The organism is Flavobacteriales bacterium (assembly GCA_016712535.1).
In the GTDB taxonomy this organism is placed as follows: Bacteria; Bacteroidota; Bacteroidia; order Flavobacteriales_F; family PHOS-HE28; genus PHOS-HE28.
The window spans coordinates 271,261-292,375 of sequence record JADJQW010000002.1; the positions used below are offsets into that span (position 1 = coordinate 271,261).

Below are 21,115 nucleotides of genomic sequence, written 5' to 3' on the forward strand. Positions count from 1 at the left end.
CGGGATGGGCTTGATTCGGTCCCTGCGCAGGTGCGAGTTGAGCCCGGCGCTCCTCCGCACCGCTGTGGATGCTAATTTCGCGCTCCCAACCACCCATGACGCGCAAGCCAACCACGGATGTGATCGACCTGATGGCCCAGCCATTGATCGACGAGCCAGATTCACGGCAATTCGTGCTTCGCGTGGGCGAGCACCGTGCGCGCATGGAATATGACCGTGATGGCGATCGCATCTTCCTCGGAACGCTGGATGTTCCAAGGCAAGTGGCAGAGCTCGGCGTAGGCGACGTGGTCATGGAAAAGACGTTGATGTGGGTGGAGGAGAACCGGCTGAAGCTCATCCCGACAGCGCCGGCCATCAAGGCCTACTTGCGCAAGCACACCGCGTGGAAGCGGCTCCTCTTGAAAGGGGTGCAGGTCTGACGGAGGCGCTTTTCGGGGCCGCCCTATACTTGTCGAGCCTGGCCATTGCCAACGCACGACCCAACACCTTTCCGCATGAGTCTTCGTTACGCTGCGATTCTCGCCATTGCCATTGCCCCGAACGCATTCGGCCAATGCGCTCCGGTCGATTGCCTGAGCCAGTTGCCGGCCTGGGGCGGTCTTTGTTCGGCCACCTTCATCGATGGCCGCGTGGGTGAGCCATACAGCGATGCCATATCATTCCATGTCACCAACGAATGCACGCCGGCGACGCTCTTCGATCCTACACTTACCGGCGTTTCCATACGAATCACGCAGATCACCAGCGTGGCGTTCACGCAATTGCCGGGCGGGCTCACGGGCACCACGAACCAGGCGTCTTACACGCCCCCCGCGAATGGCTGTGGCGCACTCGCCGGCGTACCCACGGACGCAGGCGTCTTCGAGGCGTCCGTTGATCTTGTGGTGAACGTGAATGCCTGGCCGTTCTCGCTCACCTGCGGAGGTTTCGGCCCCATTGCACAGAATGGCAATGAAGTAGGCTTCCCAACCCTGATCACCATCCTTCCCGATCCCGCATTCGCCGGACCGGGCGAGCCGCTCTGCCACACGGATGAGCCGTTCGCGCTGGTCCCCTTGGGAACGCCCGGCGGGGCATTCTCCGGCCCAGGGGTATCCGGCGGATTCTTCGACCCGAGCCTTGCAGGCGTTGGCACGCACTCGGTGAAGTACGTGGTGAGCGCACAGGATGGTGCTGCGATCGCCGCTGCAACGGACAGCCTGAGCATCGATATCGTGGTGGAGGATTGCTCGGGTGGATGCACGGCCTTCTCCGGAACGCTCTCCGGTGGCGGGCAGTTTTGCCTTGATACGAACGGCACCGTTCTAACCGCAACGCCCAATGGCGATGCCGTAGTGCCGCCCGGCTTTGAGGTGTTGTACATACTCGCGAGCGGATTGACCGAATTCATTGAGGACACCATGGCGCAACCAATGGCAGTGGTGACATCCGAGATGCTGTACACAATCGACTGCCTTGTTTACGACCCCGCCACATTGGACCTGGGGTTCCTTGTGTTCGGCGGCCCGCTGACGCTTGGAAACCTTCAGGCCGAAATCGACCAGCAGGGCGCTTGCGCTACACTCACCTCAGACCCTCCCATTTTCCTCGTCGGTGAATCATACTGCTGCATAGCCTTCGCGGGCACGCTTGGCGGTGTCGATTTCATCCCCTGCTTGGTGCCGGGCGGAAGCGTGGAGCTGATCGGCATTCCCGGCGGAGATGCCGTGGTGCCCGATGGTTACGAGGTCCTCTATGTGCTCACGCAGGGCGCAGGCCTCACCATCATCGATGCAGGACCTCTCCCCGTCTTCAATGCAACTGCAACTGGACTGCACACCATACACACGCTGGTATACGACCCGGCCACGCTCGATCTGGGCAGCATCGAGTTCGGCGTTACAACAGGAGTTGATGTGAACGGCCTGTTGATCCAAGGCGGCGGCATTGTTTGCGCGAGCCTCGATGTTATGGGCGCGGCATACACCGTTGTGGAATGCGCCGATCCGTGCGATGCCGAAGCAGGAACCACCAATGGGCCCGGCGCCGTGATATGCCTTGTGGATGGAGAGGCCAGCCTGCTCACCAGCCCGAATGGTGATGCCGTGGTGCCGGACGGCTTCGTTCAGGTGTTCGTGCTCACCCAAGGATCGAGCCTCTTGATACTCGACGCAGGCGTTGACCCCGCATTCATGGTCATGGAGGTCGGTGAGTATGCCATCCACAGCTTTGTTTTCGACCCCCTCACATTCGACCCCGGATTCATCGTACCGGGCGAGACTACGGCGGCTGAAGTGCTGGACTTCATAAGCAGCAATTCGCTCTGTGCCGATCTCGATGCGGCCGGAGCGCAGTTCTTGGTTGATGTATGCGATGGACTCGGGCTGAACACGGCCAACAGCCTCAGGGTTCATCCCAACCCGAACTCCGGAGCGTTCTTCATTGCTGCAGGCGCTGAAGGCCGGGTACTGGTCGAGCTCTTGGACGTGAGCGGCCGCCTGGTCCATAGGGACGGGCTGCAGTTATCGCGCAATCAATCCGCCTGGTTGAGCACCGATGCGGCTCCGGGCAGCTACATCCTGCGGATCACGGCTGCTGGAGAGCGCCGGGAGCAGCGCATGGTGATCCAACGCTAGACGCCCCAGCTACTTTCGCGCGCCCCTGCCGGTTTGCGGGGAATGACACCTGCTGAACATGTCCGTCCGCGTCCGCTTCGCGCCTAGCCCTACAGGCCCCCTGCATATGGGGGGCGTTCGCACCGCGCTTTACAATTACCTATTCGCCAAGAAGCACGGGGGCCAATTCCTGCTGCGCATCGAGGATACCGATCAGGCCCGCTACGTTCCCGGCGCGGAGGAGTACATCAAGGAGAGCCTCGAATGGTGCGGCCTGATGCCCGATGAGAGCCCTTGGTCGGGCGGCCCTGACGGCCCCTATCGCCAGAGCGAGCGCAAGGCGCTATACAAGAATTACGCTGATGAGCTGATCGCGAAGGACAAGGCCTACTACGCCTTTGATACCCCGGAAGAACTCGATGCCATGCGCGCGCGGCTGCAGGCCGCGGGCGTGGCGGCGCCGGCCTACAATGCCGTGACGCGTGAGCACATGAAGAACTCGCTTACGCTGAGTGCCGACGAGGTGAAGGAACGACTTGCGCGGGGCGACCAGTTCGTGGTGCGCCTGAAAGTGCCGCGCCACGAAGAGGTGCGCTTCGAGGACCTCATCCGTGGTTGGGTGGTGGTGCACAGCAGCAACATCGACGATAAGGTGCTCTTCAAGAGTGACGGGATGCCCACCTACCACTTGGCTAACATCGTCGATGACCACCTGATGCGCATCACCCACGTGATCCGTGGCGAGGAATGGCTGCCCAGCGCGCCGTTGCATGTGCTCATCTATGAAGCCTTCGGATGGGACCGCCCCGATTTCGCGCACCTGCCGTTGATCCTGAGGCCCGACGGCAACGGGAAACTGAGCAAGCGCGACGGTGACCGACTGGGTTTCCCGGTATTCTCGTTGGACTGGACGGACCCCGTGAGCGGCGAGAAGAGCAGCGGCTATCGCGAGAAGGGCTACTTCCCCGATGCCTTCATCAACATGCTCGCGCTGCTCGGCTGGAATCCCGGCGGCGACGTGGAGATCATGGATCGCAAGGAGATGATCGCGCGCTTCGACCTGTCCCGCGTTCACAAAGGCGGCGCCCGATTCGATCCCGAGAAGACCAAGTGGTTCAACCAGCAATACCTCCGCATGCGCCCCGATGGGGACTTGGGCGCACAACTGCGAGTGAAGCTGAAGGAGCGCGGAATAGAAGCAAGCGAGGGGCGCGCCAATGCAGCCGTCGCGCTGCTGAAGGAGCGGGCCACATTCGTTGACGACATGCTCGAGGGCGCTTATCTCTTCGTTGAAGGCTCGCCGCTGAAAGGCAACGATGCGGCGATCGAGGAACTGCGCAAGCGATGGAAGCCCGAAGCCGCTCCGGCACTGGAAGCATACATCACCGCGCTCCGTGCGCTCACTGAGAGCAAGGCTCCTGCATTCGAGGCGGCGTTCAACCGTGTCCTGTCGGAAACCGGCATGAAGGTCGGGCAAGTGATGCCGTTGTACCGGCTCTTCGTGGCAGGTCGGATGCAAGGGCCGGGCATGTTCGATGTCAGCGCGCTTCTGGGCCGAGAGGAAGTGATCGTCCGCCTGAACGCAGGCCTTGACCTTTGCCGTTCATGGGCCTGATCGAGGTGAATGGCATCCGGGCCTTCGCCTTCCATGGTTGCTTGCCGGAAGAGGAGCGCATCGGCGGGCACTACCGCGTGGATGTCTCGGCGCAAGGGGATTTCAGCGGCGCGGAACAGTCGGACAAGCTTGCTGACACCGTGGATTATGGCCGTGTGACGGCCATTGTCCTGGAACAGATGGCCGAGCGCAGCCGATTGATCGAGCACGTGGCGCGACGTATCGCGGAAGCCTTGAAGAAGGAATGGCCGTCTGCGCGCTTCGTGGTGCGTGTGGTCAAGGAGCGGCCCCCAGTGAATGGCGATGTAGCAGAAGCGGCCTACGTGGCCGAGGCCTGAGCCGGGTTCAATCGTTACGGAGCAAACGAGGACAACAACCATCCGCTCGATATTCCCAACCTGCATTCCCCGCCTATCTTCGCCCGCCGTTCAGGGTCACGTGGCCGAGTGGCTAGGCACAGCTCTGCAAAAGCTGCTACAGCGGTTCGACTCCGCTCGTGACCTCCAAGAAGCCCTGCCTTGCGGCGGGGCTTCGCGCTAAGAGGTTCTACCTTGGCCCATACCGATCGCCCGTAACCTGCGTTGTGGGCAAGCACACGGATTACAATGACACGACTCTGCACCAGCTTATTCCTCTTCGTGGCCATCGTCGCTCAAGCGCAGATCCCGATCGGTGCTTGGAGAGAGCATCTGCCATGGCAGCGCATGATCGACGTGGTGGAGGGCGACGGCGGCGTGTATTGCGCTACCGCCAATGCCGTGTTCCATTACGGCCCAGCAACCGGCGAGACCCGTCGCCTGAGCAAAGTGAACCTGCTCAATGATGTGGATATCCGAGGGCTGGCGTGGTGCCAGCAGCTGGGCATGCTGCTGGTGCATTACGGCAACGGCAACCTCGACCTGGTGCAGGGCGACCGCAGCTTCAACATGAGCGACATCCGCCGCAGCTCTGTATTGGGCGACAAGGCAATCTATCGGATCCTTGTGGATGGCGCCACGGCCTACCTCTCCTGCGGTTTCGGCATTGTGGTAGTGGACCTCGCGCGCCGGGAGGTGAAGGAGACCTGGCTCATCGGGCCCGATGGCGCGCAGGTGCGCGTGCGGCAGATCGCCCTGCACAACGATTCGATCTATGCGGCTACCACCTCGGGCCTATTCGTGGCCTCGCGGAACGCCTCTAATCTCGCGGCCTTCACGAATTGGCGCCGCCGGGCTGACATGGGCAGCCTCATGGCCAACGGGCCTTTCAATCAGGCAGTGTCCTATCAGGGAATGCTGTTCGTGAACTACGACAAGCCCAACAGCAACAACGACACCTTGCTGATCCTGCGCGCGGATAACACGTGGGAGCAATTCGGACCAGGCCGCGGCACCTTCAATGTGGAGACCCGCGTATCGGAGAACGGCCAGTTCCTGCTCTTCGCGCGCGATTATGACCTGGTGCAGTTCAACGCAGCGCTAGAAGTGGATAATGCCACCTTTTCGTACGGATCGGGCGGGCAGTACTGCACGCCAGCGCGCATGCTCCAGGCGCTCGATGGCACCGTGTGGATCGCTGACCGTGACCAAGGGCTGGTGCGGATAGCGGGCTTGAACGAAGGCGTACCCGTAAGGCCCAATGGCCCGCTAACGGCCAATGCGTACCGAATGGCAGCTGGAGGAGGGCGCGTTTATGTGGCCACAGGGTCCGTAACGGGCAACTGGGGCAATGCCTTCCTGAAGGATGGCGTGCACCACTTCGGAGAAGAGCAATGGCGCACCACGGACCGCAACAACAGCGCGATATTCCAAACAGGAGGGAATGAGTTCGGGCAATCCCTGAACGATCCGGTCTCTGTGGCGGTGGACCCGATTGACCCAGCGCTTGCCTATGTGGGCTGCTGGGATGACGGAATCGTGGAGTTCCGGGACCGTGAAGCCGTTGCGCTATACAATCAGAACAACAGCAGCCTTGGGCTGGCGACCAACGATGGCGGCGGCAAAGTGAACGTCGCTGGCCTCGACTTCGACGCGCAAGGAAACCTGTGGGCCTCGAATGCGCACGCAGCGGCACCGATCAGCGTGCGCACGCGCAGTGGTCAATGGTACAGCTACAGCCCCGGAGCCTTGTTGGGAGGCAATGGGCTCTTGGGCGACATCATAGCAGCGAGCAACGGCTATAAGTGGCTCATCAGGCCGCGGGCAACCGGCCTGCTTGTCTTCAACGACAACGGAACGCTGGCAGAGCCCGGTGACGACCAGTACAAGCTGATCACCACCGTCGAGGGCTCTGGCGGATTGCCTTCCATCGATGTGCTCTCCATCGCCGAGGACCTTGAGGGACAGGTCTGGGTGGGCACCAACAAGGGCTTGGCCGTGTTCTACAACCCGAGCGACCTATTCACCAGCAGCCCTACCGATGCACAGCAGATCCTGATCGAACAGGATGGCAATGTGCAGATACTCCTGGAAACCGAGTTCATCAGCGCCATCACCGTTGATGGCGCCAACCGCAAATGGGTGGGCACCCAGACCGGCGGGGTGTTCCTGATCAGCGCCGATGGGCGCGAGCAGATCGCGCACTTCACCGCCGAGAACAGTCCATTGCTGAGCAACACCATCAACGCGGTCGCCCTCGATGGGGCTTCTGGCGAGGTGTTCATCGCTACCGATCGCGGCATCGTGAGCTACCGCAGCGATGCCATTGACCCTGCGGAGAGCGCCACTTGCGCGAAGGTCTTCCCGAATCCCGTCCCGGAAGGCCATGCTGGCCCGGTGGCCATCACCGGCCTTGCCCGAGATAGCGAGGTGCGCATCACCGACGCCAGCGGCAACCTCGTGTTCAAGACAACCTCGCTCGGCGGCCAGGCCATCTGGAACGCGAGCGATTTGAGCGGCAATCGTGTTGCCACCGGCGTGTACTTGATCTTCGCGAGTGATCCGGATGGAAGTTTCAAGTGCAACACCAAAGTGCTGGTGGCGCGCTGACCCCAGTCCGCGCGCATGCTCATCACCGCTGAAGCCATCGTTCTGCGCGCCATCGCGCACGGCGACCGGAGCGTGGTGCTGAAGGCTTGGACCCGACATGCAGGTGCGCGCTCCTATCTGGTGCGCCTGGGCGCTAAGGGGCAACAGGCCGCGCTGCAGCCGTTGAGCCGCATCGAGGTAATCGCGGACGAGCGGCCCGACCGCGAACTGCACTCCGCACGCTCCGTGCGCGTGACCCGGCCCTTCCTGCGCATCGCGTTCGATCCCGTTCGCGGCGCGGTGGCGCTCTTCGCGCAAGAGCTGTTCTACCGGGTGCTGCGGGCCGAAAGCGCTGACGAGGAGCTGCATGAAGCCGTGGAAGAGATCATTGAGGCCATCGATTCACAGGGCGATCCCCGATGGCTTCCGCATCAAGCGCTCATGCGCCTCTCCGGCCCACTGGGCTTTAGGCCAGAGCTGCCGGATGCAGGCCTCGACCACTTCGATTTGCAAGAGGGGCGCTTCGTTCCGGCAGGAGCCCGTCACGGCCACTTGCTGGCCCCTCCGTTGAGCACTGCGCTTTCGGAACTCATTCGAACGGAGCTCAACGCGGCACCGGCCATCGTGGCCACCTCCGCGCAACGCAACGAGCTGCTCGACCACCTCCTGCTCTATTACCGGCTGCACCTGGAGGCCATGGGCGCCATGCGGTCGCCGGCGGTACTGCGTGCCGTGCTCGGCTAGCGGGTACATTCGGCCTCCGCAGCAACCCCTTATGACGAGCCGCCCACTTTTCCCCCTGGCTGTTGCGGTTGCCGCGGCGGCATGCTCCAACGCACCTGAACCGATGATCGACACCTCCATTGCGCCCCCTGTTGCGGCGAAGCGCCCGCACACCATCACCGCGCATGGCCATGCACGCGTAGACGAGTATCACTGGATGCGCCTAACCGAGGAGCAGCGCAGCGCTGCCGAACCGGATTCGATCTCTCGCGCGGTGATCGACCACCTCAACGCCGAGAACGCCTACACGGAAGCGATGCTCGCTCCCGTGAAGGCGTTGCGCGAATCGCTCTTCGCGGAGATGAAGGCGCGCATCAAGGAAACGGACATGAGCGTGCCCTACCGCGAGCACGGCTTCTGGTACCGGCAGCGGTTCGATGCGGGCCAGGAATACGGCGTGCACCTGCGCGCTCGGGCAGTGAGCGACCGTTGGCCCGAAGAGGGCGATGCGGAGTGGCAGGTGCTGCTCGATGAGACGAAGCTGGCCGAAGGCAGCGCTTATTTCGATCTGGGCGACTTCGAGATCAGTCCCGGCAATGGCATCGCGGCATACAGCACGGACCGTGTTGGGCGAAGGCTCTACGACATCCGGTTCCGCGATATCGCGACCGGCACTGATCTGCCCGATGTGATTCCGGCCACTGCGGGGAGCTGCGCTTTTGCTGATGAGCGCACAGTGTTCTACGCACGCAAGGACAACACGCTGCGCAGCTACCGGATCTGCCGCCATGTGCTGGGCACGCCGACCGAGGCGGACCAGGTGGTGTTCGAGGAGAAGGACCCTGGATTCAGCTGCGATGTTTACCGCAGCCGCAGCGACCGGTTCGTGATGATCGTGAGCGAGAGCACCCTCAGCAGCGAGCATCGTTACCTGCCCGTTGACGAGCCGATGGGAGGCTTCCGAGTGTTCCTCCAGCGCGAAGAAGAGCACGAGCACAGCGTGATGCATGTGCCGCCTGCGGCCGGCAAACCAGGGAAATGGTACATCGTCACCAATTGGAATGCGCTCAATTTCCGCTTGATGGAATGCACGGAGGCCGATACGCAGGACAAGCGCAAGTGGAAGGAGGTGCTGGCCCATCGCGAAGACGTGCTGCTGGAGGACGTGGAGGTCTTCCGCGAGCACCTTGTATTCAGCGAACGCCGCGAAGGCCTCACCCATCTGCGCGTGCGCCGGCTTAGCGATGGCCGTGAGCACGAGATCGGATTCAATGACCCGGCCTACGTAGCCTACACCGGCACCAACCCGGAATGGGATTCGCGGAAGCTCCGCTACGGCTATACATCGCTCACCACGCCGAACAGCGTATTCGAGCACGACCTGGATGCCAACACGTCGGTGCTGCTCAAGCAGCAGGAGGTGATCGGCGCATTCAAGAGCAGCGATTACGCAAGTGAGCGCATCTGGGCCACGGCGCGTGACGGCGCTCAAGTGCCGGTGAGCATCGTTTACCGCAAGGGTGCGCGCATCGATGGAACAGCGCCGTTGCTCTTATACGGCTATGGCAGCTACGGCAACAGCATCGACCCCTCCTTCAGCAGCGCGCGCCTCAGCCTGCTCGATCGCGGCTTCGTCTACGCCATCGCGCACATCCGGGGCGGCGAGGAGATGGGCCGTGATTGGTACGACAACGGCAAGATGGAGCACAAGGTGAACACCTTCACCGACTTCATCGACTGTGCGGATCACCTGGAGAAAATGAAATACGCCGACCCCAAGCGCATCTTCTGCCTTGGCGGCAGCGCGGGCGGACTGCTTGTGGGAGCCGTGGTGAACATGCGCCCCGACCGCTGGAAGGCGGCCTGCGCCGAGGTGCCCTTCGTGGATGTGGTGACCACCATGCTCGACGAGAGCATCCCGCTCACCACGGGCGAATTCGATGAATGGGGAGACCCCAAGGAGAAAGAGGCGTACGACCGCATGCTTTCATACTCGCCTTACGACAATGTGAAGGACGCGAACTATCCCGCCATGCTCGTCACCACAGGGTTCCACGACAGCCAGGTGCAATACTGGGAGCCGGCCAAATGGGTGCAGCGCCTGCGGGAGCATCAGCAGTCCGATGCGCCGATCCTGCTCTTCACCAACATGGAAGCCGGTCACGGCGGCGCATCAGGCCGCTTCGAGATGCTGAAAGAGGTCGCCCTGATCTATGCCTTCTTCCTGCAGCAGGCGGGACTTGCAGGCTAGCTCCAGCCCCCCCCAAGCCCAGGCGATGCCCGAAGGGCAATTCCCGTGACCCGTTCTAGTTGCCCTTCGCGCCGAAGTCGATGGCGCGATGGCGCACGAAAACATCCGTCAGGTCCCAGCCGAAGTAGCGCAGCGCGCCCAAGAGCACCATGGCGGCGGTGGCATCGTCCACGTTGCCCAGCAGCGGGATGTTGTCCGGAACGAACTCGAACACGCCGAGCGTTGGGTTCAGCAGGTAGATGAAAGACAGGATGCCGGCGATGGCGATGAGCAGGCTCTTCATGGGTCCTTGCGTTTCCGGGAAGAACGCGGGAAATGCCGTCGAAGGTATCGACGGTAACTTCGGCCGCCGATGCGCAACCTGGTACTTTCAATCCTCTTGGCCTTCCCGGCCCATGCCTTCGGGCAATTGTTGTCTGATGCTGAAGCGCTCGATCAGATGCGCTTCGATGTGCAGTACCTCGCCAGCGACCTGCTCGAAGGCCGCGAGGCCGGAACCAAGGGAGAGCAGCTCGCAGTGGATTACGTCAAGGCCAAATTCGGCAACGTGGGCCTGATGCCGTACGGCGATAATGCTGGATACACGCAGGCCTTCAAATTCGCCGCTGAGCCGCAGCGCGGCGCCAACTGCACGTTGCAGCTAGGCCGTAAGAAACCAAAGCCCGATGAGCAGTGGTTCCCCTTGGGCTTCTCCGGATCCATGGGCGCGCGCGGTAAAATCCTCAAGCTCGGCTACGGAATCGTGGCTCCGGAACTCAACTATTCGGACTATCCCGACACCCTCGACCTGAAGGAACGGGTGGTGGCCTTCAGCGTGAGCTCGCCCGATGGCATCCATCCGCACAGCAAGTACCTCGCGCACCACGACCTGCAGGCGCGGGCCCAGCGCGCTGCCGAACGCGGGGCAGCAGCCGTGCTCTTCTACAATGACGACCCTACGGCACCCTCGCCCGAAGACAGGCTCAGCGCCAAGGTGAAGCCCATCGGCATCCCGGTGATCTTCCTCAAGGGAGACCTTCACGAGCAGCTCGTGATCGACAACAACCCATGCGCGGTACGCGTGGACATCGTGCGCGAGGAGCGGACAGCCTTCAACGTGGTGGGCATGATCGACAACGGCGCGCCCAACGTGGTGGTGATCGGCGCGCACCTGGACCATTTGGGCTGGGGCGATGAGGGCTCGCTCCACCGCGGCGAACGCGCCATCCACAACGGCGCCGATGACAATGCCAGCGGCATCGCGGTGATGCTCCAGCTGGCTCGCGACCTCGCCGAATACGACCACACCCGCGCGAACGATTATCTCTTCATCGCCTTCAGCGGTGAAGAGAAGGGGCTGTACGGATCGAACTACTGGACCAAGAACCCGACAGTGCCGATCACCGAGCTCAACTACATGATCAACCTCGACATGGTGGGCCGTCTCGACAGCGCAGGAGCCATCGGCATCAATGGCGTAGGCACCTCGCCCGCTTGGGATGAAGTGAATCGCAATCTGGTCGGCGACCTGAACGTGAAGACCACCACCAGCGGCATCGGACCGAGCGACCACACCAGCTTCTACCTGCAGGGCGTGCCTGCCATCCACTTCTTCACCGGCACGCACGCTGATTACCACAAGCCCACCGACGACGAGGAGAAGATCAACTATGATGGCATGCTGCGGGTGGCGCGCCATATCGAGTCGCTCATCGCCACGCTGAACGACGATGGCAAGCTTCCTTTCACCAAGACCGAGGACGTGAGCACCGAGGAGACCCCGCGCTTCAAGGTCACCTTGGGCGTGGTGCCCGACTACCTCTACGATGGCAAAGGCATGCGCATCGATGGCATCACCGAAGGCAAGCCCGCTGCGAATGCCGGCCTGAAGGTGGGCGATGTGGTGGTGAAGCTCGGCGCGATGGACGTGGCCGACATGATGGGCTACATGAAAGCCCTTGCGCAGTTCAACAAGGGCGATACGGCCAAGGTGAAGGTGCTGCGCGCCGGCAAGGAGGTTGAAACCGATGTGACATTCTGATGGCAGCTCAGCGCATCACCGTGATCGGCGCCGGCAGCTGGGGCACGGCCTTGGTGAAGCTGCTCAGCAGCAATTCAGAGCGTGTTGGCTGGTGGGTGCGGCGTTCGGAGACCATCGCGCACATCACTAGGTACGGGCACAATCCGGATTACATCAGCGCTGCGCAGTTCGACGTGTCGCGCTTAGCGATGAGCGCCGACATCCATTCGGTCCTGAAGGACGCCGATGTGCTCGTGATCGCCGTGCCGAGCGCCTTCCTCAAGGCCACCATGGATCAGCTCGACCCGACCGAACTGCAGGGCAAGATGATCTTCAGCGCGGTGAAGGGCATCGTGCCGGAGACGAACCAGATCGTAGGAGAGTATCTCTTCCAGCACTGGGGGGTCGCCGAGCGTGACTTTGGCGTGATCTGCGGTCCGTGCCACGCGGAGGAAGTGGCCATGGAGCGCCTCAGCTACCTCACCATCGCCTGCCAGGACGCAGCCAAGGCGAAGACCATGGGCGATGCGCTCAACGGCCGCTTCATGAAGACCACGGTCAGCGACGACATCTATGGCACTGAATACGCGGCCATCCTCAAGAACGTGATCGCGGTATGCGCCGGCATCAGCGTGGGCTTGGGCTATGGCGACAACTTCCGCGCGGTGCTCGTGAGCCGCGCCATCCAGGAGATCGACCGCTTCGTGAAGGCCGCGCACCCCATCGCACGCGACATCAACGAGCCCGCCTATCTCGGCGACCTGCTGGTGACAGCCTACAGCACGTTCAGCCGCAACCGCGAATTCGGCAACATGCTGGGCAAAGGGTACAGCGTGCGGGCCGCGCAACTGGAGATGAACATGGTGGCCGAGGGCTACTACGCCGTGAAGTGCGTGCACGCCATCAACGAGAAGCTGAAGGTGGACATGCCCATCACCGAGGCCACTTATCGCATGCTCTATGAGAAGATGGCGCCCATGATGGAGATGCGGCTGCTGAGCGAGCGGCTGGCCTAGACTGGTGTCAGGATTCATCGGCCGATGTGACCATCAGCCGAAACCGGATCCGATGCGTGCCCTGCCATTGCTCTTCCTCGCCCTGTTGTCCTGCCCGCCCGCGCTGCGTGCCCAAGACTTACTCCCCCTATTCAACGTGAACGAGAAGGGCCTCTGGGTCGAAGGCTATGACCCCGTGGCCTACTTCACCCGGAACAAGGCCGTGAAAGGCAGCCCGCAGGTCGCGCTGGCCCACAAGGGCGCCACATTCCTCTTCAGCAGCACTGCCCATCGCGATCTCTTCCGGCGGGACCCGGGTCGCTATCTGCCGCAATACGGCGGCTGGTGCGCCTTTGCCATGGGCGATAGCGGGAAGAAGGTGGAAGTGGACCCTGAGACCTTCAAAGTGAAAGAGGGCAAGCTCTACCTCTTCTACAACGCCTTCTTCAACAACACGCTCACGAGCTGGAACCAAGATGAGCCGCGATTGCGCGCGAAGGCCGACCGTAACTGGGCCGCGCACGACCATAAACCCTGAACAGCACCATGCAGCATCTCCGCCGACTCCCCGACATCATCGCAGCCGTCATCCTGCTGCAGACGCTCTTCTTCAAATTCACAGGCGCTGCCGAATCCGTTTGGATCTTCGAGAAGCTGGGTGCCGAGCCGGTGGGCCGCATCGGATCGGGCGTGATCGAGCTCATCGCCGCCGCCCTGCTGATCATGCGCACCACGGCGTGGATGGGCGCCCTGTTGGCGCTGGGCACCATGGCCGGGGCCATTCTGGGCCACCTCACCATCCTCGGCATCGAGGTCATGGGTGATGGCGGTACGCTGTTCGCGCTGGCCGTTACCGTTGCCGTGGCCAGCTCATGGGTGCTGATGCGGGATCGCGAGCGCGGCATGAACTTCGTGCGCCGGTTATCGGGCCGATCGAAACCCGCTGGCGCCTGACCCATGCGATTGATCCTAGCGTACAACCAAGAGCTCCTTGAGCGCATCGACGCCCTGCTCCTCCAATTGTCCGACGACGACCTTGCAGCGCCCCGTGCCATCCTTTTCGGCAGCAGCATCGGCGGGCATTTCCGCCACATCCTCGAGTTCTACACCTGCCTTCTGACGCGGGACGATGAGCACCGCTTCAGCTACGATCGGCGCCGCCGCGACCCTGTGATCGAGGAGAGCGTGATCGCCGCGCGTGCGTGCGCATCGTTATGCAATGGCTTGCTCGCCGATGAGATCAGTGATCGTGAACTGATCATGGCCAGCTCGCTCCCCGGGGATGAAGTGCTCACTGAGCAACGCACCACTTTGGCGCGCGAACTCGCCTACCTGGCCGATCACAGCGTCCATCACCTTGCCATGGTCCGCATCGCGCTCGAGCAAGAGCTTCCGCATGTGCAATTCCCGGGGCACTTGGGTGTTGCGGCCTCCACGCGCAATCATCAAGCCCAGGCGACAGCGGCCATGTGATCATGTGGCGACGCCTCGCCGTGCGGCTCAATCACGAGTACTGGCCGTGGTGGCTCATCTACCTCCCCGTCCTTCCGTTCTATCTCTACCAAGCCCTGCGACAGAGGCGCGCAGCGTTCTTCACGAACGTCAACCCGGGCATCGACATGGGAGGCTTCTTCGGCGAGCGCAAGCAGGACATCTACGCGCAGTTGCCGAAGGGAAGCTATCCGACAACCTGCCTCATCGCAGCAGGGACCTCGCCGGGCGATGTGCTGGATTCTTGGCGCGTGTCGGGCATCGCTTTCCCATTGATCGTGAAGCCCGATGTGGGTGAGCGCGGAGAAGGCGTCACGGTCGTCCATGACGAAGAGAGCCTGCTGCGCGCATCGGCGGGCAAGAGCAAGGACCTGCTCATGCAGGCCATGGCACCGGGCCGGATGGAATTCGCGCTGATGTTCATCGTTGATCCTGCTACGCGAAGCGTCCGCTTGCTGTCGATCTGCGAAAAGCGCTTCCTCGAAGTCGTGGGCGATGGCTACAGCACTGTCCGCGACCTGCTGGCGCGCACGCATCGTGGCGGGCGGCAGCTGACGAGGCTGGCAGAAGCGGATCCGGGCATTCTATCGCGCGTGCCGGGAAAGGGTGAGCGGGTGATCGCTGAACCCATCGGCAATCATTGCCGGGGAACCATCTTCCGGGATGCCAGCCATCTGGCAACGCCGGAACTTGGTGCCGCGCTCGATGCGCTCTTAGCCGATTCGAGGGGAATATGCTATGGCCGTGTGGATGCGCGCGCCGAGGATGAGGGCGCCCTGCGCGCAGGCCGCTTCACGGTGATCGAGATCAATGGCGTGAGCAGTGAGCCGGGCAGCATCTACGATCCGTCATGGAGCATCTGGTCCTGCTGGCGCGAGCTATTGCGGCATGTGAGGCTGATCGGGCCTCTGAGCCAGCAGCTGCAGCAGATGGGCCATGAGCCTGTTTCGGCCCTCGCGATGCTCCAACGCTGCGCGGTGCATTTCAGATAGTCGTCCAAAGGCTCAGGGCACCCAGCCTTGCGCGCGCATCAGCCCATAAATGCCGCTGCCCAGCAGCACCAGGCCAATGCTCCGGAACAGGAGCCTCAGGCCTCGCGGGGACATGCGTTCTTGAGCCTTCACGCCCAAGCGCACCAGTATCATGAGCAGGATGATGGCCCCAACGAAGGCGCCCGCCGCGAAGGCGAAGAGGTCGGCGGTGGATTCTCCTCGCATCCCGAAGGAGACGAGCATCAGCTTCACTCCGCACCAGAACAGGAGCAACTGCGGATTGGCCATGCCCAGCACGAGGCCGCGGCGCAGGTCGCCTGCGAGCTTATCCTCACCGGGCGCGGCGACCTTGGGCTTGTAGACGAAGACGAAATACACCCCGAGCATGAGGAGGATGGCCGAGACCACCAGGGTGATGCCCGTGGCGCCGATGCCAAGCGCATCAACGAGCCAGCCTGCGCCCAGAAAGGCCACGCCCGCATAGATGAACTCCGGGATGCTCCCGCCCACGGCCATGCGTCTCCCGGCCACGCGACCCCACTTCACCGTGTGCGCCAGCACCGCTGTGTTCACCACGCCGGCTTGCAGTGATCCAATGAAGCTGGCCAGCGCGGCCGAAAAGAAGAAGAGGAGCGTGTCCACCTTTGCGCAAAATAGCTGCTACGCCGAAATGGGCCTCTTGCGCTTCCACTGGGACTTCTTCGGACCCGATGCTCTTCAGACCGCTGAGCACTTCCTGCATCATGTCGATGAGTTCTGCGCGCGCAACTCGATATCCGGGCACCGGCACTGGACCACGATGCTGCCTGTGCGCGTCACGGCTACGCTCGAATGCGATGAGGCGCACTTGAGCGTGGTCCGCGATGCGCTTAAGCCGAAGAGAGGAGAGCGCGTGCTGGAGGGCTAGACGGCTTACCGCACGAAGCGCACGGCCTCGGTCAGGTCACTGGTGCGCAATCGAACGAAATAGCCGCCGGGCGCAAGGTCGCGCACATCGACTCGCATGCGCTGGGGCCCTGCTGGCATGCGCGCGCCGAGCAGGCTGCGCACCAGCCTTCCGCTGCTATCGATCAGGTCGAGCTGCGCGAAGCCGGTCGAGGGAAGGTCGAGCGCGATCAGCAGCTCATCGGCCCCGTTGGTGCCGATGGCGAGCACGGGCTTGGCGATCGGGTCGCCTTCAGCGAGGCCTGTTGTGTTGTCCTGCACCAGCAGCACGCGGAACACGCGCGTGGTGGCATCGCTCTGCGTGCCGTTGTTCACGAAGAAGATGTTACGCGCGCTGCTCTGGATGCCGCCCACGATATGGCCAGCCAGCACGGTGTCGCCCTGCAGGTCATCCAAGGCGATCAAGCCATCGAAGACTTCGGGAACCTCTGACACCTTGATGAATTCGGCACTGGCCCCCATCAAGGCCGGCATCTCGCCGATGGCCGCTTCCTCCATGCTTCCATCGGCTTCGCGCTGGACGCGGCTGATGGTGTTCACGAAGGGCACAGCGGCATCATCGATCAACTGATCGTTGGCATCGAAATAGTAGCGCCCGATGCCGCCGAAGAAGACCGAGCTCATCCGGTTGGCTGCCGCTTCGTATGCGGCGAGGTGGGCACCATGGTACTGATTCAGCAATTGCTCGAAATCGGGCACCACAGTGTATCCGTCGGTATCGATGTCCACGGTGTTCAGCCAGGGGATATTGGCACCATACTGGAACACGCCGCTGAAGGCCGTATAGCCCCAGCTCCCATCGGGGAATACCTGTGCCACCAGGTTGTAATCGCGGCGATGCAGGTTCACAGTGTCAACGACCTGTTCGTAATCAGCGATGCCCAGGCTTGTCCCATCATCCGTGATGCGGAAGCGGCGGATGGCGTTGGTGTATTGCTGGATGAAGCCCGGTCCGAAGTCGGGCCCCATCGGGTTGTACCGACCAACGAATCGCTGGCCGCCCACCAAGAGGCAGGTGTCGCCCAGCATGCCGAGATACCCGCCGGTCACCTCCATGCGGTTGTCGACGATCGACCGCACATGACCTGCCACCGGTTGTCCTGTCTTGATCGCGGCGATCATGTTCGGGACCTGGACCGCTGTGAGCCGAGGATGCGTGATATGGTCCGCCGCGATGGTGGAGTAGCCATATCCGCCGATGATGTAGAGCATATCACCCACTTGCTGGAACTCCATGTTCGTGCTCTGGAGCTGCATGTACACGGCGGTGGGCAGGGAGGCGAGCGAAGCGCTCCATACCAGCTGCGTCTGCGGGTTCACCACATAGGCCATGGTGTTGTTTTCGGCAGCGAGGAACGCGGCGAAGGGCTGGCGCTGGTGCAGGCCATCCGTGCGCCCGCCGATCAAAAGCCATTCGCCATCGTGCTGGCCCCAAGCGAACGATTGCAGGCCGGGCATGTTCGGGATGGTGATTTCCTGCAGCACGATGTTCCGCGTGCCGAGGTCCTGACCGAAGGATGCCGTGCCTGTGAGAAGGAGCAAGAGGTGCACAGAGAATCGCATGCTATCACAGGTTAGGGAGCGAAGTTGTGGACCTGCCTTCGCTGGCAGGGTAACCAATGTCACCCAGCCCTACGCGGCGAGTATGAAGTCCTCACCCTCAGCAAGACCGCGCAACACAAGGAACTCCGCGATGCGGTCACCGGTGCCGCGCTGGCTGATGAAGGAGACGATGAAGGCCTCGCCCGCGGTGGGAATGCGGTCGTGGGGAATGAAGGACCGGCCTGGCACTTCGCGTGGCCTCACATCGGTGAAGGCATGGATCACGATGCCCTCGGCCTCGAGCAGCCCGGCGCGGTCGCGGCACAGGCTGCTGGTGCCGGCGATGATCACCGGACGGCCGTTCAATGTGCGCTTCATCCACTGGGCCAGCCACTTCACCTTGGTGCGGAAGAAGGCATCCACGCTGTAGTTCGCATGGGTCCGACTGAGCCGTTCCTCGTGATCGCTCCAGGTCAACAGCTCCTCCGGCAGTTTCGCGAAGCGCACGCCGGCATCCATCCAACGCAACCAGAGCTCGTGGTCTTCTGGCAGAGGGCCGGTATCGTAGCCGCCGTGGAGCTCAACGAGTTCCCGCCTGAACATCACTGTGGGATGCGCGAGAGGGGCGTCCACGAAGCGTTTCATCAGGTGCTCGTGCGGAGTGATGATCGCGTTCTGCCACCGTACGAAAGCTCGCATGCCCCGACTCTCTTCCACCGTGCTGGTGAAAGCCGTGCGCGTTCCCAGCACTCCGACTTCGGGATGCGTCTCGAGCCAGGCCACCTGCTTCGCGAAGCGTTCCGGATGGCTGATGTCATCGGCATCCATGCGGGCGATGTATTCACCCTCAGCATGGCTCAAGCCGGCGTTGAGCGCATGCGCGATGCCGACGCGGGATTCGCGCAGCAGGGTGATGCGCGGATCCCGGCCCGCCCAATGCGCAGCGATCCCGGGGCTTTCATCGGTGCTGTCGTTGTCGATCAGCAGCATGCTCCAATCAGGATAGGTCTGCTGCGAAATGCTGGCGATGGCGGCATCGAGCGTGGCGCATGCGTTGCGGAAGGGGAGGAGGACCGTGGTCCGTGCCATGCTAGCGCTTCACCACCAGGTCAGTCAAGGGCACCCCGAGCAGCATGGCCACGAGCACTGAGCAGAGTGCGATGTAAATCACGAAGGCCAAAGGCGTCATCATCACCGCCTTGGCCACATTCCAAACGCTTCGCCGATGCACGGAGAGCGTCGCGTAGATGATCACTCCGAAGATGACGATGAAGTTGAACAGTTGGAAAACCGGCCACAGCTTGGCCAGCGGCAATGTCGTGGAGGAGATGATCAAATAGGTTCCTGCGGCGAAGAGGTAATGCACTAGCCGCTCGACCCAGCGTAGCGGGGTGCGCGGGAACAGCAGGCGATCAAAGGAGGCGAGGATCAGCAGCAGCAACGGCAACAGCAGGTTCACGTTCTGGCTCATCCAATGGTTCACGCGCATGGCGCCGGTCGCCGCAGAGGGGTCGCCGCCGGAGGAAGCCACGGCGCTGTCGACGGGATCCCAATTGAGCAACCACCGCATGATGTAGTAATAGGCCACCCCGAACAGGAAGTAGCGCACGGGCGGCGTGTAGGCCTTGCGCTTGCCAGCGAGGAAGCTGTGCGTAAGCGCCGCCGGACCCTTGAAGAAGGTGCGGAGGGTGAAGGGAATGGGCGCATCCACATTGAAGAGGCCGCCGAGGAAGTCGCTGAGCACTTCGCCCAAGCGGATGCCCGGCTTGCGCCGCTTCTCCCCGCATTGCGAGCAGAATAGACCGTCGTGCGAGGCACCGCAATTCGCGCATGGGGTCATGCGGCCAAGGTAGCGGCCATTACTCGCGCGGCTTCACCCCATAGAGCCTGATGCACTCCCTGAGCAAGGGCCACCACGGCAGCGCGCGCCTCTCCTTCTCGAAGCCCTTCACCTGCCCGATGCTGCTCACCCACGTGGCATCCAGTTCGGGGATGTGGTACATGTTCACGCCGAAGAAGCCGCTGTGGCCGATCATCGTGAGCGAGTCGAGGCCCGCGACGCCGGAGGGCTTCGCATCGAAACGGATCACATCGGTGCCTAGTCCATATGCGGGAGAATGGCGCTTGAGCATCAGGTCCAAGGTGCTGCGCTCGCGGAACAGTTCGCCCTTGGCCAGTCCGTTGATGAAGCGCGCGAGGTCCGCCGTGCTGGTGATGAGGCCACCGCCGCCGAACTCCACGGAGGGGTGAAGCACGGCGGTCACATCGCGACGACCATGATACTGGTGCATCATGCGCGTGTAAGTGCTGTCCCAGCTATCGGTCCAGGTATCGTGCAGGCCGAGTGGAGAACAGATGCGCTTCTGCAATTGCGAGTTCAACGATGCTGCGCCGACCTTCTCCACCATAAATGCCAGCAGCAGGTAGCCTGTGTCCGAATAGTGGAATGCGCTCCCCGGCACGGAGGTCTTGCGTTTGGCCATGCCGTGCTTCACAGCGGTGCGCAAGTGCTCCTGCGGGGTGTGTTCCTTCCTCGGGTTCAGCTGGGTGCGTACGAGGAAGCGCCAATCGTCGAAGATGTAGTCGCTGAGGCCGCTCGTATGCGCCAGCAGTTGCCGCACCGTGATGGTGTGCCCGAGGTCCTTGCCCTTCACGCGCACCAGCGGACGAACCAGATCATCCGGCAGGTAATGCACCACCGCGCTATCCAACGCGATCCGGCCTTCCTCCACAAGCTGCAGCACGAGCACCGCCACGAAGGTCTTGGCCACACTGGCGGTCTTATAGCGGTGCCCTGCGGGACTGGCCTTATCACGCTTGCTCACCTGCCCTAGCGCTCCGTCGAAGCGGTAGTGCTCGCCATACCGGAAGTGGAACTGGAAGTTGTGCCGCTTGTTTCTGCCGTTGGGCTTCAGCCATGAGGCCATGCGCTCACAGGCAATGGAGTCGAGCCGTGCATCGTGCTGCGGGAATGCTGGCGCGATGAGCAGGGTGGCGAAAAGGAGGAGAAGTGCGCGCAT

At 62.4% G+C, this 21,115-nt stretch carries 20 protein-coding genes and 1 tRNA gene; 15 read left to right on the forward strand and 6 right to left on the reverse strand.

Annotation, left to right across the window (positions count from 1 at the left end):
• The first annotated feature begins 95 nt into the window (after positions 1–95).
• The 8 genes from IPK70_01105 (at position 96) to IPK70_01140 (ending at position 10,131) form a co-directional block, all read left to right on the forward strand.
• Positions 96–422, forward strand: coding sequence for an N-acetyltransferase (locus tag IPK70_01105; GenBank protein MBK8225756.1), 327 nt, complete (start codon positions 96–98; stop codon positions 420–422).
• A 75-nt stretch (positions 423–497) separates the two neighbouring features.
• Complete coding sequence (locus IPK70_01110; protein MBK8225757.1) at positions 498–2,618, forward strand: T9SS type A sorting domain-containing protein; 2,121 nt, start codon at positions 498–500, stop codon at positions 2,616–2,618.
• Between the two features lie 52 nt (positions 2,619–2,670).
• A complete protein-coding gene (locus tag IPK70_01115; GenBank protein ID MBK8225758.1) occupies positions 2,671–4,212 on the forward strand; it encodes a glutamate--tRNA ligase in 1,542 nt (513 codons plus the stop codon).
• On the forward strand, positions 4,203–4,550 hold the full coding sequence (gene folB, locus IPK70_01120; GenBank protein MBK8225759.1) for a dihydroneopterin aldolase: 348 nt from the start codon (positions 4,203–4,205) through the stop codon (positions 4,548–4,550). The genes IPK70_01115 and folB overlap by 10 nt, the downstream gene beginning before the upstream one ends.
• 94 nt (positions 4,551–4,644) lie before the next feature.
• Positions 4,645–4,718, forward strand: a tRNA-Cys gene (locus IPK70_01125).
• Positions 4,719–4,817: 99 nt separating this feature from the next.
• Entirely contained in the window at positions 4,818–7,178 is a 2,361-nt protein-coding gene (locus IPK70_01130; GenBank protein MBK8225760.1) for a hypothetical protein, read from the forward strand.
• A gap of 15 nt (positions 7,179–7,193) precedes the next feature.
• The gene (locus IPK70_01135) at positions 7,194–7,901 is read left to right on the forward strand and encodes a recombination protein O N-terminal domain-containing protein (protein ID MBK8225761.1); all 708 of its coding nucleotides are present in this window, start codon (positions 7,194–7,196) and stop codon (positions 7,899–7,901) included.
• 31 nt (positions 7,902–7,932) lie between these two features.
• A complete protein-coding gene (locus IPK70_01140; GenBank protein ID MBK8225762.1) occupies positions 7,933–10,131 on the forward strand; it encodes a S9 family peptidase in 2,199 nt (732 codons plus the stop codon).
• 55 nt (positions 10,132–10,186) lie between these two features.
• Here the strand turns inward: IPK70_01140 and IPK70_01145 are convergent, their stop codons facing one another.
• Positions 10,187–10,414 (reverse strand): DUF1232 domain-containing protein, encoded by a 228-nt coding sequence (locus IPK70_01145; GenBank protein MBK8225763.1) that lies wholly within the window; start codon positions 10,412–10,414, stop codon positions 10,187–10,189.
• Positions 10,415–10,483: 69 nt separating this feature from the next.
• Between IPK70_01145 and IPK70_01150 the strand changes: the two genes are divergently transcribed.
• From IPK70_01150 to IPK70_01175, 6 genes are read left to right on the forward strand one after another with little or no spacing between them, the layout of a single operon-like run.
• Positions 10,484–12,151 (forward strand): M28 family peptidase, encoded by a 1,668-nt coding sequence (locus IPK70_01150; protein MBK8225764.1) that lies wholly within the window; start codon positions 10,484–10,486, stop codon positions 12,149–12,151.
• Positions 12,151–13,146, forward strand: coding sequence for an NAD(P)H-dependent glycerol-3-phosphate dehydrogenase (locus tag IPK70_01155; protein MBK8225765.1), 996 nt, complete (start codon positions 12,151–12,153; stop codon positions 13,144–13,146). The genes IPK70_01150 and IPK70_01155 overlap by 1 nt, the downstream gene beginning before the upstream one ends.
• Positions 13,147–13,198: 52 nt before the next feature.
• Positions 13,199–13,663: a YHS domain protein gene (locus IPK70_01160; GenBank protein ID MBK8225766.1), complete on the forward strand. Its 465-nt coding sequence runs from the start codon at positions 13,199–13,201 to the stop codon at positions 13,661–13,663.
• Positions 13,664–13,671: 8 nt separating this feature from the next.
• On the forward strand, positions 13,672–14,079 hold the full coding sequence (locus IPK70_01165) for a DoxX family protein (GenBank protein ID MBK8225767.1): 408 nt from the start codon (positions 13,672–13,674) through the stop codon (positions 14,077–14,079).
• Between the two features lie 3 nt (positions 14,080–14,082).
• Positions 14,083–14,598, forward strand: coding sequence for a hypothetical protein (locus IPK70_01170; protein ID MBK8225768.1), 516 nt, complete (start codon positions 14,083–14,085; stop codon positions 14,596–14,598).
• A 2-nt stretch (positions 14,599–14,600) separates the two neighbouring features.
• The gene (locus IPK70_01175) at positions 14,601–15,608 is read left to right on the forward strand and encodes a hypothetical protein (GenBank protein ID MBK8225769.1); all 1,008 of its coding nucleotides are present in this window, start codon (positions 14,601–14,603) and stop codon (positions 15,606–15,608) included.
• Between the two features lie 12 nt (positions 15,609–15,620).
• On the opposite strand, the gene IPK70_01180 is transcribed toward IPK70_01175, so the two are convergent.
• Complete coding sequence (locus IPK70_01180) at positions 15,621–16,250, reverse strand: LysE family transporter (protein MBK8225770.1); 630 nt, start codon at positions 16,248–16,250, stop codon at positions 15,621–15,623.
• A 28-nt stretch (positions 16,251–16,278) separates the two neighbouring features.
• Here IPK70_01180 and IPK70_01185 point away from each other — a divergent pair, with 28 nt between their 5' ends.
• The gene (locus IPK70_01185; GenBank protein MBK8225771.1) at positions 16,279–16,515 is read left to right on the forward strand and encodes a hypothetical protein; all 237 of its coding nucleotides are present in this window, start codon (positions 16,279–16,281) and stop codon (positions 16,513–16,515) included.
• A 5-nt stretch (positions 16,516–16,520) separates the two neighbouring features.
• Here IPK70_01185 and IPK70_01190 read toward each other — a convergent pair whose 3' ends face one another.
• The 4 genes from IPK70_01190 to IPK70_01205 all read right to left on the reverse strand — a co-directional run bounded on the left by IPK70_01190 (position 16,521) and on the right by IPK70_01205 (position 21,115).
• The gene (locus IPK70_01190) at positions 16,521–18,116 is read right to left on the reverse strand and encodes a T9SS type A sorting domain-containing protein (protein ID MBK8225772.1); all 1,596 of its coding nucleotides are present in this window, start codon (positions 18,114–18,116) and stop codon (positions 16,521–16,523) included.
• A gap of 69 nt (positions 18,117–18,185) precedes the next feature.
• Positions 18,186–19,184 (reverse strand): glycosyltransferase, encoded by a 999-nt coding sequence (locus IPK70_01195; protein ID MBK8225773.1) that lies wholly within the window; start codon positions 19,182–19,184, stop codon positions 18,186–18,188.
• Between the two features lies 1 nt (position 19,185).
• Positions 19,186–19,935, reverse strand: coding sequence for a DUF3667 domain-containing protein (locus tag IPK70_01200; GenBank protein ID MBK8225774.1), 750 nt, complete (start codon positions 19,933–19,935; stop codon positions 19,186–19,188).
• 19 nt (positions 19,936–19,954) lie between these two features.
• Complete coding sequence (locus IPK70_01205; protein MBK8225775.1) at positions 19,955–21,115, reverse strand: beta-lactamase family protein; 1,161 nt, start codon at positions 21,113–21,115, stop codon at positions 19,955–19,957.